This is a genomic window from Bradyrhizobium sp. HKCCYLRH2060 (genome assembly GCF_051168135.1).
Taxonomy (GTDB): domain Bacteria; phylum Pseudomonadota; class Alphaproteobacteria; order Rhizobiales; family Xanthobacteraceae; genus Bradyrhizobium.
Genome location: NZ_JBNPUK010000015.1, coordinates 60679 through 74833 on the forward strand (window position 1 = coordinate 60679; position 14155 = coordinate 74833).

16 protein-coding genes are annotated in these 14155 nt (G+C 65.9%); 5 read left to right on the forward strand and 11 right to left on the reverse strand.

Annotated features, from left to right (window positions below; genetic code table 11):
• Positions 1 to 97 precede the first annotated feature (97 nt).
• The 6 genes from ACQR10_RS25810 to coxB all read right to left on the reverse strand — a co-directional run bounded on the left by ACQR10_RS25810 (position 98) and on the right by coxB (position 5513).
• Positions 98 to 955: a cytochrome c oxidase subunit 3 gene (locus ACQR10_RS25810; RefSeq protein ID WP_315801538.1), complete on the reverse strand. Its 858-nt coding sequence runs from the start codon at positions 953 to 955 to the stop codon at positions 98 to 100.
• A gap of 93 nt (positions 956 to 1048) precedes the next feature.
• Positions 1049 to 1681 (reverse strand): cytochrome c oxidase assembly protein, encoded by a 633-nt coding sequence (locus tag ACQR10_RS25815; RefSeq protein ID WP_315801762.1) that lies wholly within the window; start codon positions 1679 to 1681, stop codon positions 1049 to 1051.
• A gap of 34 nt (positions 1682 to 1715) precedes the next feature.
• Positions 1716 to 1892, reverse strand: a complete 177-nt coding sequence (locus ACQR10_RS25820; RefSeq protein WP_315801539.1) for a CoxF protein — start codon at positions 1890 to 1892, stop codon at positions 1716 to 1718.
• 20 nt (positions 1893 to 1912) lie between these two features.
• Entirely contained in the window at positions 1913 to 2851 is a 939-nt protein-coding gene (locus tag ACQR10_RS25825; protein ID WP_316218189.1) for a heme o synthase, read from the reverse strand.
• A 143-nt stretch (positions 2852 to 2994) separates the two neighbouring features.
• Positions 2995 to 4608, reverse strand: a complete 1614-nt coding sequence (ctaD, locus tag ACQR10_RS25830) for a cytochrome c oxidase subunit I (RefSeq protein WP_316218188.1) — start codon at positions 4606 to 4608, stop codon at positions 2995 to 2997.
• 68 nt (positions 4609 to 4676) lie between these two features.
• A complete protein-coding gene (coxB, locus tag ACQR10_RS25835; RefSeq protein ID WP_316218187.1) occupies positions 4677 to 5513 on the reverse strand; it encodes a cytochrome c oxidase subunit II in 837 nt (278 codons plus the stop codon).
• Positions 5514 to 5993: 480 nt separating this feature from the next.
• On the opposite strand from coxB, the gene ACQR10_RS25840 reads away from it, so the two are divergent.
• Positions 5994 to 6623 carry an invasion associated locus B family protein gene (locus tag ACQR10_RS25840; protein ID WP_315801543.1) on the forward strand — a complete coding sequence of 210 codons (630 nt, stop codon included), beginning with the start codon at positions 5994 to 5996 and terminating at the stop codon, positions 6621 to 6623.
• A 79-nt stretch (positions 6624 to 6702) separates the two neighbouring features.
• On the opposite strand, the gene ACQR10_RS25845 is transcribed toward ACQR10_RS25840, so the two are convergent.
• Positions 6703 to 7203, reverse strand: a complete 501-nt coding sequence (locus ACQR10_RS25845) for a GNAT family N-acetyltransferase (protein ID WP_316218186.1) — start codon at positions 7201 to 7203, stop codon at positions 6703 to 6705.
• Positions 7204 to 7287: 84 nt separating this feature from the next.
• Between ACQR10_RS25845 and tldD the strand changes: the two genes are divergently transcribed.
• From tldD to ACQR10_RS25865, 4 genes are all read left to right on the forward strand, one after another.
• Positions 7288 to 8712, forward strand: a complete 1425-nt coding sequence (tldD, locus tag ACQR10_RS25850) for a metalloprotease TldD (RefSeq protein WP_315801544.1) — start codon at positions 7288 to 7290, stop codon at positions 8710 to 8712.
• Positions 8709 to 9515 (forward strand): signal peptidase I, encoded by an 807-nt coding sequence (lepB, locus tag ACQR10_RS25855; protein ID WP_409997896.1) that lies wholly within the window; start codon positions 8709 to 8711, stop codon positions 9513 to 9515. Before tldD ends, lepB begins: the two co-directional genes overlap by 4 nt.
• A gap of 10 nt (positions 9516 to 9525) precedes the next feature.
• The gene (locus ACQR10_RS25860; protein WP_316218185.1) at positions 9526 to 9864 is read left to right on the forward strand and encodes an MmcQ/YjbR family DNA-binding protein; all 339 of its coding nucleotides are present in this window, start codon (positions 9526 to 9528) and stop codon (positions 9862 to 9864) included.
• An 83-nt stretch (positions 9865 to 9947) separates the two neighbouring features.
• Positions 9948 to 10517 (forward strand): nucleotidyltransferase family protein, encoded by a 570-nt coding sequence (locus tag ACQR10_RS25865; protein WP_316218234.1) that lies wholly within the window; start codon positions 9948 to 9950, stop codon positions 10515 to 10517.
• A 91-nt stretch (positions 10518 to 10608) separates the two neighbouring features.
• On the opposite strand, the gene ACQR10_RS25870 is transcribed toward ACQR10_RS25865, so the two are convergent.
• From ACQR10_RS25870 to ACQR10_RS25885, 4 genes are all read right to left on the reverse strand, one after another.
• The gene (locus ACQR10_RS25870; RefSeq protein ID WP_316181952.1) at positions 10609 to 11325 is read right to left on the reverse strand and encodes a cytochrome c biogenesis CcdA family protein; all 717 of its coding nucleotides are present in this window, start codon (positions 11323 to 11325) and stop codon (positions 10609 to 10611) included.
• 6 nt (positions 11326 to 11331) lie between these two features.
• Positions 11332 to 11730, reverse strand: coding sequence for a thioredoxin family protein (locus tag ACQR10_RS25875; RefSeq protein ID WP_316218183.1), 399 nt, complete (start codon positions 11728 to 11730; stop codon positions 11332 to 11334).
• A 132-nt stretch (positions 11731 to 11862) separates the two neighbouring features.
• Positions 11863 to 12525: a PAN domain-containing protein gene (locus ACQR10_RS25880; protein ID WP_315801766.1), complete on the reverse strand. Its 663-nt coding sequence runs from the start codon at positions 12523 to 12525 to the stop codon at positions 11863 to 11865.
• A gap of 249 nt (positions 12526 to 12774) precedes the next feature.
• Positions 12775 to 14145 carry a glutamate--cysteine ligase gene (locus ACQR10_RS25885; protein WP_316218181.1) on the reverse strand — a complete coding sequence of 457 codons (1371 nt, stop codon included), beginning with the start codon at positions 14143 to 14145 and terminating at the stop codon, positions 12775 to 12777.
• Positions 14146 to 14155 lie beyond the last annotated feature (10 nt).

The following is a 14155-nucleotide window of genomic DNA, read 5'->3' on the forward strand; positions in this document are numbered from 1 at the left end:
CATTTCGATCAACCGCCGGGCGCCGCCGCAAACGAGAAAGGGCGGCCCGACGGCCGCCCCTTCTTAGCACGTTCGACGGAACCGGTGCGCGCCGGCTTCAGTGCGCGCCGTGGGCCATCGCCTCGGCGCCGTGGCCCCAGACGTAGATGCAGATGAACAGGAACAGCCAGACCACGTCGACGAAGTGCCAGTACCAGGCGGCGAACTCGAAGCCGAGATGCTGCTTGGGCGTGAAGTGGCCGGCATAGGCACGCGCCAGGCAGACGATCAGGAAGATCGTGCCGACCAGGACGTGGAAGCCGTGGAAGCCCGTCGCCATGAAGAAGGTCGAGCCGTAGACGTGGCCGGCGAACGAGAACGTCGCGTGGCTGTACTCGTAGGCCTGCACGCAGGTGAAGGTCGCACCCAGGAGGATGGTGAGGATCAGGCCGTATTTCAGGCCCTTGCGGTCGCCCTCGAGCAGCGCGTGGTGCGCCCAGGTCACCGTGGTGCCCGAGGTCAGCAGGATCAGCGTGTTGAGCAGCGGCAGATGCCAGGGATCGAAGGTCTCGATGCCCTTCGGCGGCCAGACGCCGCCGAACAGGGCGTCGCGGGTCGCCTGCACCTCGTAGTTCGGATACAGCGCGGCATTGAAATAGGCCCAGAACCAGGCGACGAAGAACATCACCTCGGAGGCGATGAACAGGATCATGCCGTAGCGGTGATGCAGCTGCACCACGCGGGTGTGGTCGCCCTTGTACTGCGCTTCCTTGATGACGTCGCCCCACCAGCTCGCCATGGTGTAGAGCACGCCGATGGTGCCGATGCCGAACACGATCGGCGCGGCGCCGTACATCTTGTGCATCCAGCCGATCGCGCCGAACGCCATGATGAAGGCCGAGACCGAGCCGACGAACGGCCAAGGGCTCGGATCGACGAGATGGTAGTCGTGATGCTTGGCGTGCGCCTCAGCCATGGCAAGTCTCTCCCCAGATCGATGCCGGTCGCGCCGGCACGGTGTCGTTCAACAGCGATGGTCCCCGGATATCGGATTTCCGCACAGTCACAGTCATAGGCTGCCCCGCGGCTTGTCCGGCTCGCCCGCAGCGACCGGCTTCGGCGTGTCGCGGACGGGATAGAAGGTGTATGACAGCGTGATCGTCTTCAAGCTGTCGTTCTCGTGATCTGCTGCTATCGCCGGATCGACGTAGAACACCACCGCCATCTCGCGGGTCTCGCCCGGCGCCATGGTCTGCTCGGTAAAGCAGAAGCAGTTGATCTTCTGGAAGTAGGCGCCTGATGTCAGCGGCGACACGTTGTAGGCCGCCTGCGCCATGGTGGTGCGCGCCGCCTCGTTGGTGACCTTGTAGTAGACCGTGACCACCTCGCCGATCGCGACATCGATCTCGGTCTTCTCCGGCTCGAACTTCCAGGGCAGACCGCCGGCGACATTGGAGTCGAAGCGCACGGAGATCCGGCGCGCCAGCGGCGCCGCGGATGGCGCTGATGTCGCCACCTGCGTGGTGCCGTTGAAGCCGGTGGCGCGGCAGAACCAGTTGTAGAACGGCACGGCGGCATAGGCCGCGCCCACCATCAGCACCGCGACGGCGCCGCAGATGCCGCCGACCAGCGCATCGCGGCTGAGGCCGCGGCGCGGCGCGGCCGGCGCGGTCGCCGGAACGTTCTGGTCGGTTGTCTCCATCGCGGTCTGCTTCGTCCCGTCCTGCATCGCGTCTCTACATCGGCCGATTCAGCACCGCGGGACCCTTCACCATGGTCACCGCGAAGAACAGCACCACCAGCACGCCGAGCGCGAGCGCGATCGCGATCGAGCGGCGGCGCCGGCTGCGCAGCTGCGCCTCGGTGAGGACGATGCCCTCTGACTCGTTTCGATCCGCCATCGTGGTCGCCATGTTTTCCAGTCTCGCGCCCCTTACCAGATCAGCGGCGCGATCATGCGCGCGACCGCTTCGAGTCCGAGCGTCGCGAACAGCACGAACAGATAAAGGATCGAGAAGGCGAACAGCTTGCGGTTGGCGCGCAGCGAGGCGCTGCGCTCGCGCTTGCGGAACACCTCGACCGCGAGCCACAGCATGCCAGCCCCGAGCGCCAGCGAGACGACGCCGTAGACGGCATCGAAATAGCCGAGCGGCCACGGCGCAGCCGCGATCGCCACCAGGACGATGGTGTAGAGCAGGATCTGCAGCCGGGTCGCGTCCGGGCCGGCGACCACCGGCAGCATCGGCACGCCGGCGCGGGCGTAGTCATCGCTGCGGAACAGCGCCAGCGCCCAGAAATGCGGCGGGGTCCAGAAGAAGATGATCAGGAACAGCCAGAGCGGCTCCGGCGCGATCGATCCGGTGGACGACACCCAGGCGACCACCGGCGGCAGGGCGCCGGCGGCGCCGCCGATGACGATGTTCTGCGCGGTCCAGCGCTTCAGCCAAAGCGTGTAGACGACGACGTAGAAGAAGATGGTGAAGGCGAGCAGGGCGCCGGCGAACCAGTTGACGAGGATGCCGAGCGTCAGCACCGAGAAGAACGACAGCGTGATGCCGAAGGCCAGCGCTTCCTGGCGGGTGACGCGGCCGCGCGGGATCGGACGGTTGGCGGTGCGCGACATCAGCGAGTCGATGTCGCCTTCCAGCGCCATGTTGAGCGCGCCGGAGGCGCCGGCCCCGACCGCAATACACAGCAGCGAGGTGATGGCGAGCACCGGGTGGAAATGGCCCGGAGCGATGAGCAGACCGATCAGCGCCGTGAAGATCACGAGCGACATCACCCGCGGCTTGAGGAGCGCGAGATAATCGCCGACATCGGCCTCGGAAATCCGCGGGCCGACGGCAATGGCGTTCTGATCAATGACCGACACGACGAATCCAGACTTCAATTCAAACGGCCCCGACGCATGTCGCGTCAGCACCTCGCTTCAAGGATCCCGACGGCGCGCCGTCGAGCGCGCTGCCGGCGGACATCGATGCGGCGCCGGATCGGCGCCGCATCGCGAGAGCAGGGTTACTGCACCTTCGGCAGCACCTCGAACTGGTGGAACGGCGGCGGCGAGGACAGGGTCCATTCCAAGGTCGTCGCGCCCGGTCCCCACGGATTGTTCGCCGCCTGCTGCTTGCGCATGAAGGCGTCGACCACCCCATAGATGAAGATCAGGACACCGAAGGCCGAGATGTAGGAGCCGATCGACGAGACCAGGTTCCAGCCGGCATAGGCATCGGGATAGTCGATGTAGCGGCGCGGCATGCCCGACAGGCCGAGGAAGTGCTGCGGGAAGAACACGAGGTTCACGCCGATGAAGGTCACCCAGAAGTGCGCCTTGGCGATGGTCTCGTTGTACATGTAGCCGAACATCTTCGGGAACCAGTAGTACCAGCCCGCGAAGATGGCGAACACCGCGCCGAGCGACAGCACGTAGTGGAAGTGCGCGACGACGTAATAGGTGTCCTGCAGCACGCGGTCGACGCCGGCGTTCGCCAGCACGACGCCGGTGACGCCACCGACCGTGAACAGGAAGATGAAGCCCACCGCCCACAGCATCGGAGCACGGAACTCGATCGAGCCGCCCCACATCGTGGCGATCCAGGAGAAGATCTTCACGCCGGTGGGCACCGCGATCACCATGGTGGCGGCGACGAAATAGGCCTGCGTCGCCGAGGACATGCCGACCGTGTACATGTGGTGCGCCCACACCACGAAGCCGATGCCGCCGATCGCGACCATGGCGTAGGCCATGCCGAGATAGCCGAACACGGGCTTGCGCGAGAAGGTCGACACGATCTGGCTGATCATGCCGAAGCCGGGCAGGATCAGAATGTACACTTCCGGATGGCCGAAGAACCAGAACAGGTGCTGGAACAGCACCGGATCACCGCCGCCGGCCGGATCGAAGAAGGTGGTGCCGAAATTGCGATCGGTCAGCATCATGGTGATGGCGCCGGCGAGCACCGGCAGCGACAGCAGCAGCAGGAACACCGTCACCAGGATCGACCACACGAACAGCGGCATCTTGTGCAGGGTCATGCCCGGCGCGCGCATGTTGAAGATGGTGGTGATGAAGTTGATCGAGCCGAGGATCGACGACGCGCCGGCAAGGTGCAGCGACAGGATCGCGAAGTCCACCGCCGGTCCGGGATGACCCGAGGTCGACAGCGGCACATACATCGTCCAGCCGGCGCCGACGCCGTTGGCGCCGGGCTCGCCCTCGACGAAGGTCGAGGTCAGCAGCAGCGCGAACGAGGCGGGCAGCAGCCAGAACGAGATGTTGTTCATCCGCGGGAACGCCATGTCCGGCGCGCCGATCATGAGCGGCACCATCCAGTTGCCGAAACCGCCGATCATCGCCGGCATGACCATGAAGAAGATCATGATCAGGCCGTGCGAGGTCACGAACACGTTGTAGGTGTGGTTCTCGTGGAAGAGCTGCACGCCCGGATACATCAGCTCGATGCGGATCGCGACCGACATGGCGAGGCCGATGATGCCGGCGCACACCGCGAAGATCAGATACATCGTGCCGATGTCTTTGTGGTTGGTCGAATAGATCCAGCGCCGCCATCCGGTCGGGTGGTCGTGCGCGTGATCGTCATGGCCTGCATGGGTCGCTACGTTCGTCGCCATTGTCCAATCCTCAGTGTCCCCGTGGACCGCCAAGGCGGCCCTCAATCTTAGCGTTCATCCGCGCTCGGCTACTGCGACACGCCCGCAGCCGACGCATAGGTGCTCGTGGGCGCGCTGGCGTACTTCTTCTTGGCGTCCTCGACCCAGGCGGTGAATTCCTGATCGCTCACGACGCGCACCGCGATCGGCATGTAGGCGTGATCCTTGCCGCACAGCTCGGAGCACTGGCCGTAATACATGCCGACCTTGGTCGCCTTGAACCAGGTCTCGTTGAGGCGGCCGGGAATGGCGTCGATCTTGACGCCGAACGACGGGATCGCCCAGGAGTGGATCACGTCGGCGCCGGTGGTCTGAACGCGAATCACCTTATTGACCGGCACGACCATCTCGTTGTCGACGGCGAGCAGGCGCGGCTGCTTGTCCTGCGCCAGCAGCGAGTCGAACTCGAACTTGCCGTTGTCGGGATAGGCGTAGCTCCAGTACCACTGCTTGCCGGTGGCCTTGATGGTCATATCGGCCTTCGGCACGTCCAGCTCGAGGAACAGCAGCCGGAACGACGGCACCGCGATCATGACCAGGATCAGCACCGGGATCAGCGTCCAGGCCACCTCGATCAGCGTGTTGTGGGTCGTCCGCGACGGCACCGGATTGGCGCGCGCGTTGAACTTGACCACCACGGCGATCAGCAGCGCCAGCACGAACAGCGTGATGATGGTGATGATCGTCAGAAGCAGGCCGTGGAACCAGGTGATGTTCTCCATCACCGGCGTCGCGGCCTCCTGCAGCTTGACTTCCCATGGCGCCGGCTGGCCCGTTTCAGCAAACGCCGCTCCACCCGACACGAGCGTCACGCCCGTTACGGCCAACCCCAGCAAGGCGCCCAATTGGCCTTTCGACATCTTCATGCCGTCGCGCTCCCTTCAGAACTTTCCCCCTCGGCGCACCGCCCGCTTCACGCAGCGGCGCGCCGTTCGATCCGCTCTCCTGACAAATGGCCTTCGGGCGGATGCATAGAAAAGCACCTGGGCCAGTTCACTGGAATGACGAAATCTTTCTTCTCAAACCATAATTCTTGATCTATCGCAATGCAGTCTTGCGCCTGATATCGCGCGCCGCGCTGTTCGTCGCGACGAGCGTATTTTCCGGGAGATTGCCGCATGCCGTGATTTCGCGGGCAACGGGCGCTTGACAGGCGTGCGGCGCGATGTAGGCAAACGGGACACGGCCGTTTGCGAGGCTGATTCGGCGAGGCGCAGCGGCAGCGCCCACCAGGGTGCGGCCATTTTGGGTATCGTTTCGTGCCGTACGCCGATGACGCTGTCCTCAAGACGCCATCATTGCCGTATCATGGCGTCGGACGCGCAGATCACCCACAGGAAATTGTCATGGCACCGACCCGGATCAGGGTTTCAACGGACAGGACAGCTGACATGTCGACCCCAGCTGCGAATGACTCGCGCCGTTTGTACCGATTCAGCGCGGTGCGTGCGCGACTCACGCGTGTTGCCGCGATGACCTCCGCCGCAGCGACCGCGGTCGCGATGATCGCTGCGACGGTCGTCGGCGTGCCGCATGCGGCGTGGGCGCAGGGCGCGGTGCGCTCGGTGCATGGCGACTGGCAGATCCGCTGCGACACGCCGCCCGGCGCGCAGGCCGAGCAGTGCGCGCTGATCCAGAGCGTCGTAGCCGAGGACCGCTCCAATGCCGGCCTCACCGTGATCATGCTGAAGACCGCCGACCAGAAGAGCCGGCTGATGCGTGTGGTGGCGCCGCTCGGCGTGCTGCTGCCGTCCGGCCTCGGCCTGAAGCTGGACAACCAGGACGTCGGCCGCGCCGGTTTCGTGCGCTGTCTGCCCAATGGCTGCGTCGCCGAGGTGGTGCTGGAGGACAAGCTGCTGGGCCAGCTCAAGACGGCGAAGACCGCGACCTTCATCATCTTCGAGACGCCGGAGGAAGGCATCGGCTTCCCGCTGAGCCTCAACGGCCTCGCCGAAGGCTTCGACAAGCTGCCCTGACGTCGGTCGCGATTGACGGGATTCGCACGATGACGTGATCGGGCCGTGAGTTCGCGCATCTGAATGCGCGCCCGCGGCCTCAGCGCCGCCCGTCGAGCGCCAGCGCCATCACCAGCAAGGTCTTGTCGAACCCATCATCGCCGGGCTCCCGCGGCTGCACCGCCTTGAGAAGGAATCCGGCCTGCTGGTACAGCCTGATGGCGTTGGTGTTGCTGCGGTAAACGGTGAGCTCGACGCGCGAGAAGCCGGCCACCCGCGCCGCCTCGAGCGCCGCCGCCATCAGTCGTCGGCCCAGGCCCTGGTGCCGGAACTGCGGCATTAGGCCCATGCCGAGCACCCCGATCCGGGCATCGATTGGCCCTGATTTGGGCGTCACATCGCACCAGCCCACCACCTCCCCGGCCGAGAGAGCGACGAATTGCGGATATCCCTCGTGGATGTTGTTCAGAATGAAGGCGCGCGTCGACTCGAGCGGCGGCGCCTGCACGAACGACAGATAGCGCCGTTCGCGCGCGACGTAATCGAGCGTGCGGTGGAAGCTCTCGATGTGAGCGGACGTGATGGGAACGATCTCAACCATGTCAGTTCGGTAATCATCCAGCCCCTCGCGCCCCGGCGTCAAAACAACTATCTTGGAATGAACGCTCCGACAACGGATTGACACATGACTGCTCCCACCACCTCCCTGCTCGAGCGCGCCAACCTGGACCGTGATGCGGTCCGGAGCGAGGTCGGGCGTGGCCTGGCCGGCGCCGATGACGGCGAATTGTTCTTCGAATACAGCCAGACCGAGGCACTGACCTTCGACAATGGCCGGCTGAAGCAGGCGACCTACGACACCAGCCAGGGATTCGGCCTGCGCGCGGTGAAGGACGATGCAGTCGGCTATGCCCATTCCTCCGACGTCTCGCTGCCGGCCCTGATGCGCGCGGCCGATGCCGTCAGCGCCGTGCGCGGCGGCTATTCCGGCACGTTCGCGAGCGCGCCGCCGCACACCAACGTCCGGCTCTATGGCGACGACAATCCGCTGGACGCCCCGGGGTTCGAAAGCAAGGTCAAGCTGCTCGGCGAGATCGACGCGTATTTGCGCGACAAGGATCCGCGCGTGCGCCAGGTGACGGTGTCGCTCGGCGCGACCTGGCAAGTCGTGGAGATCCTGCGTCCCGACGGCGAGAGCTATCGCGACATCCGCCCGCTGGTGCGCGTCAATGTTTCCGTCGTCGCCGGCCAGGGCGACCGCCAGGAGAGCGGCAGCAAGGGCTATGGCGGCCGCGAGGCCTATGCCCGCTTCATCGAGACCAAGGCCTGGCGCGAGGCCGCCGACGGCGCGCTGCGCGAGGCGCTGGTCAACCTCGAATCCGTGCCCGCCCCCGCCGGCGAGATGGACGTCGTGCTCGGCGCCGGCTGGCCCGGCGTGATGCTGCACGAGGCGGTCGGCCACGGCCTCGAGGGCGACTTCAACCGCAAGAAGACCTCCGCCTTCGCCGGGCTGCTGGGCAAGCCGGTCGCCGCCAAGGGCGTCACCGTGGTCGATGACGGCACCATGGCCTCGCGCCGCGGCTCGCTGTCGATCGACGACGAGGGCACGCCGACCAGCCGCACCGTGCTGATCGAGGACGGCATCCTGGTCGGCTACATGCAGGACCGCCAGAACGCCCGGCTGATGAACATGGCGCCGACCGGCAACGGCCGCCGCCAGGGCTACGCACACGTGCCGATGCCGCGCATGACCAACACCTACATGCTGGCCGGCGAGCGCGATCCGGCCGAGATCATCGCCTCCGTCAAGAACGGCATTTACGCCGTCAATTTCGGCGGCGGCCAGGTCGACATCACCTCGGGCAAATATGTCTTCCAGTGCACCGAGGCCTACAGGATCGAGAACGGCAAGGTCGGCGCGCCGGTGAAGGGCGCGATGCTGATCGGCAACGGTCCGACCGACCTCAACCGCATCAGCATGATCGGCAACGATCTGTCGCTGGACACCGGCATCGGCACCTGCGGCAAGAACGGCCAGGGCGTGCCGGTCGGCGTCGGCCAGCCGACGCTTCGCATGGATCGCATTACGGTCGGAGGCACGGGCCGATGAGCCTTGAGAAGATGTCCACGGACAAGACCAGCACCAAGGCCCCGCGCACGGGCGCCGTCCGCAAGGAAAGCACCTGGGGCGGCCAGCTCGCGCAGCTCGTCGCGGTCGTCATGGTGGTGTTCGTCGCCAAGGGCGCGATCGCCGAGCCGTTCTACGTGCCGTCGGGCTCGATGGAGCCGACCCTGATGATCGGCGACGCCCTGCTCGCCTCCAAATTCCCCTACGGCTACGGCACCTCGTCGCTGCCGATGCAGATCACGCTGCCGGAGACCGGCCGCCTGTTCGGCGAGACGCCGAAGCGCGGCGACGTCGTCGTGTTCCGCTGGCCGGGCGACACCTCGCAGGCCTGGGTCAAGCGCGTAGTCGGCCTGCCCGGCGACCGCATCCAGATGCGCCAGGGTCAGCTCTACATCAACGGCCAGGCGGCCGCGCTGAAGCCGGACGGCATCGGCGATGCCGAGGACGACACCGGCCGCAACGATCCGGCCTATCGCTACGTCGAGACGCTGCCGAACGGCGTCTCGCACCTGATCTTCAAGATGCGCGACAACGGCCGTCTCGACAACACGCCGGAGGTGACGGTGCCGCCCGGCAAGCTGTTCGTGCTCGGCGATAACCGCGACAACTCCGCCGACAGCCGCGTGGCCTTGCGCGATGGCGGCGTCGGCCTGCTGCCGATCGACAATCTCGTCGGCCGCGCCGATGCCGTGGTCGGCTCCTGGGACCTTGGCTACAAGAACCAGCCGGTCTGGGCTTGGCTGTCCGGCTTCCGGCTGGATCGCTTCTTCACCGCGGTGCGTTGAACGAACGCCGATGACCTTCGACGATGTCAGGGCGCTCGCGCTGGCATGGCCGGAGGTCGAGGACGGCACGTCCTACGGGACGTCAGCGCTGAAGGTACGCAACAAGATGCTGGCGCGCCTGAAGGAGGACGGGAACAGTCTCGTCCTTCCGGGCGTGCCGCCGGACGAACGCGCGATGCTGGCGGAAAGCCGGCCGAAGCTGTTCTATTTCACTGATCACTACCGCGATTATCCAATCGTGCTGCTGCGGCTGTCCGAGGCGAGAGCCGCTGACGTCGCGCCGCTGCTGCGGCGGCAGTGGCGGGCACTGGCGTCCCGGAAAGCCGTCGCCGCGTTCGATCGCGGTTGAGCGCTCGGCTTTTTCCCGCATCCGGTGCGGTGGGTGCAGCAATGTCCGCATGATCGGATGCCATTTGCATGCTATCCACGGGCATGACCGAAGAGGACTTCGTCGCGTCAGCGCTCCGCAATCCCGTCAACACGGCGATCCTGGATATGCTGCGCGTGACGACGCTGCCTGATGCGTGGATCGTCGCCGGCTGCCTGACCCAGACGGTCTGGAACGTGCGCACCGGCCGCCCGGTCGATCACGGCATCAACGACTACGATATCTTCTACTTCGATCCCGACACGTCGTGGGATGCCGAGGATGCCGTGATCCGGCGCATGGCATCCTGTCTCGATCGGGTCGATGCCAAAGTCGAAGTCCGCAATCAGGCGCGCGTGCATCTCTGGTATCCGACCAAGCACGGCCGGCCCTACCCTGCCGTGACACGGTCCACCGACGGCATCGATCGCTTCCTCACCGTGAACACGCAGGTCGGCATCCGACCGGCTTCTGGCGGCTACGAGCTCTATGCCCCCAAGGGCCTCGACGACATCGCCCAGATGATCGTGCGTCCGAACTATACGGCCAATTTCTCGGTGACGAACTACACGGCCAAGGCGGCGCGCTGGAAGGCACTGTGGCCGGAGATCACGGTGATCGCTCCTGAGGAATGATCCACGCGGATAGCAACAGCTCATTCCGGGGCGCGCGGAGCCACGCTCCGGAATGACACTGAGTTGTGGGTCCGCCTATGCAGCTCGGGCGTTAGATCGACGTCGTCAGCTCCGTCAGCCACGCCGGCGAGACGGCGACCAGCCACGCCTCGAGCTGCTTGTCGACGCCGCTGAGGATCGCGACCGCGACGACGACGAAGGCCGCCCCCATCAGCATCTTGCCGAGCTTGCCGGCCGACAGCAGCCGCGCGCGCAGGCGTACCATGGTCGTTCGCGACAGCACCCCGAGCACGACCAGCGGCAGGCCGGCGCCGAGGCCGAAGGCCAGCATGGTCAGGCTCACCATCACGAGGTCGCGTCCCTGCGAGGCCAGCAGCGACGCCGCGCCCAAGGTCGGACCGACACAGGGCGACCACACCGCGCCGAGCAGCAGCCCGATCATGAACTGGCCGCCGGCGCCCGACGTTGCGAAGCCCTGGGAATGCCAGTCGGCCCAGCGCTGCACCGGTCCACCTGCGACGGCGAGTTGCGCCTGCCAGGACGGCACCAGCAGCACGACGCCGATCGCCAGCATGATGATCGCTGCGACAAGACGGAACGCGCCGGCATCGAGGCCGATGGAGTTGCCCGCGAGGGCGATGAACAGGCCGATACCGGTGAAGGACAGCGCAAGGCCGGCCGCGAGCGCCAGCGCACCGCGCGGATGCGCGGAGGCCGCCGCGCCGAGCACGATCGGCACCAGCGGCAGCACGCAGGGCGACAGGATCGAGAGCAGGCCGGCCACGAAGGCCAGCAGCAGCGCGAGCATGATGCGCTACAGGCTCTTGTCGAGCAGCGCCGCGATCGAGGCTTCCTTGGTGTCGCCGACCGAACGTCCGGTCTCGGTGGTTCCCTTGAAGGTGATCAGGGTCGACTGCATCTGCGCGCCGAACGCTTTCACCGCCGGCTTCATGTCGTCGAAGTCGACGCGGAAAATCTTGAGGTCCTTGAATTTGGGTTCTGCCGCGAGCTTGTCGATGATCGGCTTCTGCGCCTTGCAGGTCGGGCACCATCCGGCATGGATCTCGATCAGGATCGGCTGCCCAGCCGCTTGAGCAGCCTTGAAGGCGGCGTCCGAATAGGCGGTCTCGATGGCGGAGGCCGCCTTCAGCCCAGCGAAAGCAAACGTGGCAGCGACTGCTGCGGTGACGAAGAACCTGCGCGAAAACGTCATGACACACCCGATCTCTGCGTTGCGACAGGCAGCCGGCGGCGAAAGCCGTCCGGTGCCGTCGTTCAATACGCAGGAGACGGATGCAATGTTACCCGACGATGCAGAAAATCTGCGGGCCGGACGTTTGCCAGGTCAGCGAACGACGCCCGACGTGAAGCCCGCCTTGCGCCGCGGCGGCTTGATTTCCTTCTTCAGGAAGCAATGCGCCTCCTTGCCGGCATAGCCTGGTCGGGCGAAGGTCCAGGCGCGGCACTTGTTGTCGCCGGTGCAGGCGGCCTTGCAGATCTCCTCGGCGTCGGCGGCCTTTTCTTCCTTCTTGTCCACCGCCTTGTCGCCGCTGCTCTTGTCGCCCTTGTCGGCGGCCTTCTCGGCCTTGTCGCCGCCCTTCAGATCAGTGGTCTTGATGTCGAAGCTGCGGTAGTCGCCGCCGGGACGGTCGATCGACGTCTCGACCGCATCATTGCGGATCTCGACGACACCCGCGCCGCGCACGCCGGAAACGCAGCAATTGTCCGGCACCCGCGACGGCACGCTGTTCTTCAGCCAGCACACCGCACCCGCTTCCATCACGGTCGGATAGCTGAAGCTCCAGGCGCGGCAGCGCCGGTCGTGCTCGCACAGCAGCGCGCAATCGGCCGGGTCGCCGGAGGCGATCGGCGCGCTCATGTAGTCGCCGCCGGGGCGATCGGAATAGGTCTGGGCTGAAGCCGGCGTCAGGCAGGCAGCCACGAACAGGCACGCCAGTGCCCTCAGCCATGCCCCGATGAAGCGCCCCACGCGCCGCCGCTGAACCATCCGACCCATTGTTAATGTTCGAGTTTTCTTGCGAGTTTTTAGGCAGTCATTTGATCGCCACGAACCTGTATGGCGGATGAACGGCCCGGACCGGGGGAGCTGCGGAAGGCAAAGCAGCGGCGCCCAGGCGCTGAATCGATCCTGAGACACAAATCGCAACAGAGAACAGGGGACCCGAGCCGCCAACCGCCTCAACGTGGAACAGGCGACGCAGCGAACCTGCGACGGCTGCAGGGACGGCCGTTCCGATCAGAACGCATATTCGTCGTAGGCCGGCTCGACCGAGCCGCCCCACGGGCCGTCGAACTTCTCCAGCATCTCCTCCGCCGGCGAGCGGCCGCAATCGATGATCTGATCGAGCGGCTCGAGATAGCGGCTCTCGTCGCGGCCATTCTGATCGACGCGGTTGCGGCGGCGCAGGCCGTGATGGGCGAGCGTCAGGCACTCCTTCGCCACCTCGAACACGTAGCGATTGCGGATGCGCGTCTTGAAGCCGAGGCGCGGCACGTCGTCGCGCAGGTTCTGGCGCTCGAACGCGGTCCAGTCCTTGACGAGGTCCCAGGCCGCATCGAGGCTGACATCGTCGTAGAGCAGGCCGACCCAGAACGCCGGCAGCGCCGGCAGCCGGCCCCATGGCACACCGTCGGCACCGCGCATTTCCAGGTAGCGCTTCAGACGCACCTCGGGGAAGATCGTCGAGAGGTGATTGGCCCAATCCGACAGCGTCGGCCGCTCGCCCGGCATCGCTGGGTTCTTGCCTGCGAAGAAGTCGCGGAACGAGGTGCCGGAGACGTCGATATAGGTCTCCTCGCGTTTCACGAAATACATCGGAACATCGAGCGCGTAGTCGACCCAGCGCTCGAAGCCCATACCGTCCTCGAACGCCCACGGGATCATGCCCGAGCGCTGATTGTCGGTGTCGCGCCAGATCTCGGAGCGAAACGACAGGAAGCCGTTCGGCTTGCCCTCGGTGAACGGCGAATTGGCGAACAGCGCGGTTGCGATCGGCTGCAGCGCCACCGAGACCCTGAGCTTCTTGACCATGTCGGCTTCGGAGGAGAAGTCGAGATTGGTCTGCACGGTGCAGGTCCGGTACATCATGTCGAGGCCATACCTGCCGACCTTCGGCATGTAGCTGGTCATGATCTTGTAGCGGCCCTTGGGCATCATCGGAATTTCGGCGCGCGACCAGGACGGCGTCATGCCCAGGCCGAGAAAGCCGATACCGAGCGGGGTCGCGATCTCGCGCACCTGCGCCAGATGCGCCATCAGCTCCGCATGCGTCTGGTGCACGGTCTCGACCGGCGCGCCGGACAGCTCGAACTGGCCGCCGGGCTCCAGCGAAATGGCGCCGCCGCCGGTGACGTCATAGAGCCCGATGATGTTGCCGCGCTCCATGATCGGCTCCCAGCCGAGCAAGAGCTTCATGCCTTCGAGCAGCGCGCCGATGCCGCGCGCGCCCTCGTAGGGGACCGGGCGGTGACCGTCGAGCGTGAACGGCGTCTTCTCGTGCTCGGTGCCGATGCGGAAGGCGGACGGCGGCTTCACGCCGGCGGCCAGCCAGGCCACGAGCTCGTCGCGCGACTGCAACGGGGTCATATCGATCTGGTCACGCGCCATGGGAGTCTCG

Excerpts from the sequence above, each read along its gene's own strand:
- ACQR10_RS25870 (WP_316181952.1), bottom strand. The coding sequence starts at position 11,325 with ATGCTCGCGCTGCTGCTGGCCTTCGTGGCCGGCCTGCTCTCGATCCTG.
- ACQR10_RS25810 (WP_315801538.1), bottom strand. The coding sequence starts at position 955 with ATGGCTGAGGCGCACGCCAAGCATCACGACTACCATCTCGTCGATCCG.
- lepB (WP_409997896.1), top strand. The coding sequence starts at position 8,709 with ATGAGCCTTGAGAAGATGTCCACGGACAAGACCAGCACCAAGGCCCCG.
- ACQR10_RS25880 (WP_315801766.1), bottom strand. The coding sequence starts at position 12,525 with ATGGTTCAGCGGCGGCGCGTGGGGCGCTTCATCGGGGCATGGCTGAGG.
- ACQR10_RS25860 (WP_316218185.1), top strand. The coding sequence starts at position 9,526 with ATGACCTTCGACGATGTCAGGGCGCTCGCGCTGGCATGGCCGGAGGTC.
- ACQR10_RS25815 (WP_315801762.1), bottom strand. The coding sequence starts at position 1,681 with ATGGAGACAACCGACCAGAACGTTCCGGCGACCGCGCCGGCCGCGCCG.
- ACQR10_RS25820 (WP_315801539.1), bottom strand. The coding sequence starts at position 1,892 with ATGGCGACCACGATGGCGGATCGAAACGAGTCAGAGGGCATCGTCCTC.
- ctaD (WP_316218188.1), bottom strand. The coding sequence starts at position 4,608 with ATGGCGACGAACGTAGCGACCCATGCAGGCCATGACGATCACGCGCAC.
- ACQR10_RS25865 (WP_316218234.1), top strand. The coding sequence starts at position 9,948 with ATGACCGAAGAGGACTTCGTCGCGTCAGCGCTCCGCAATCCCGTCAAC.
- ACQR10_RS25840 (WP_315801543.1), top strand. The coding sequence starts at position 5,994 with ATGGCACCGACCCGGATCAGGGTTTCAACGGACAGGACAGCTGACATG.
- ACQR10_RS25875 (WP_316218183.1), bottom strand. The coding sequence starts at position 11,730 with ATGACGTTTTCGCGCAGGTTCTTCGTCACCGCAGCAGTCGCTGCCACG.
- coxB (WP_316218187.1), bottom strand. The coding sequence starts at position 5,513 with ATGAAGATGTCGAAAGGCCAATTGGGCGCCTTGCTGGGGTTGGCCGTA.
- ACQR10_RS25845 (WP_316218186.1), bottom strand. The coding sequence starts at position 7,203 with ATGGTTGAGATCGTTCCCATCACGTCCGCTCACATCGAGAGCTTCCAC.
- ACQR10_RS25885 (WP_316218181.1), bottom strand. The coding sequence starts at position 14,145 with ATGGCGCGTGACCAGATCGATATGACCCCGTTGCAGTCGCGCGACGAG.
- tldD (WP_315801544.1), top strand. The coding sequence starts at position 7,288 with ATGACTGCTCCCACCACCTCCCTGCTCGAGCGCGCCAACCTGGACCGT.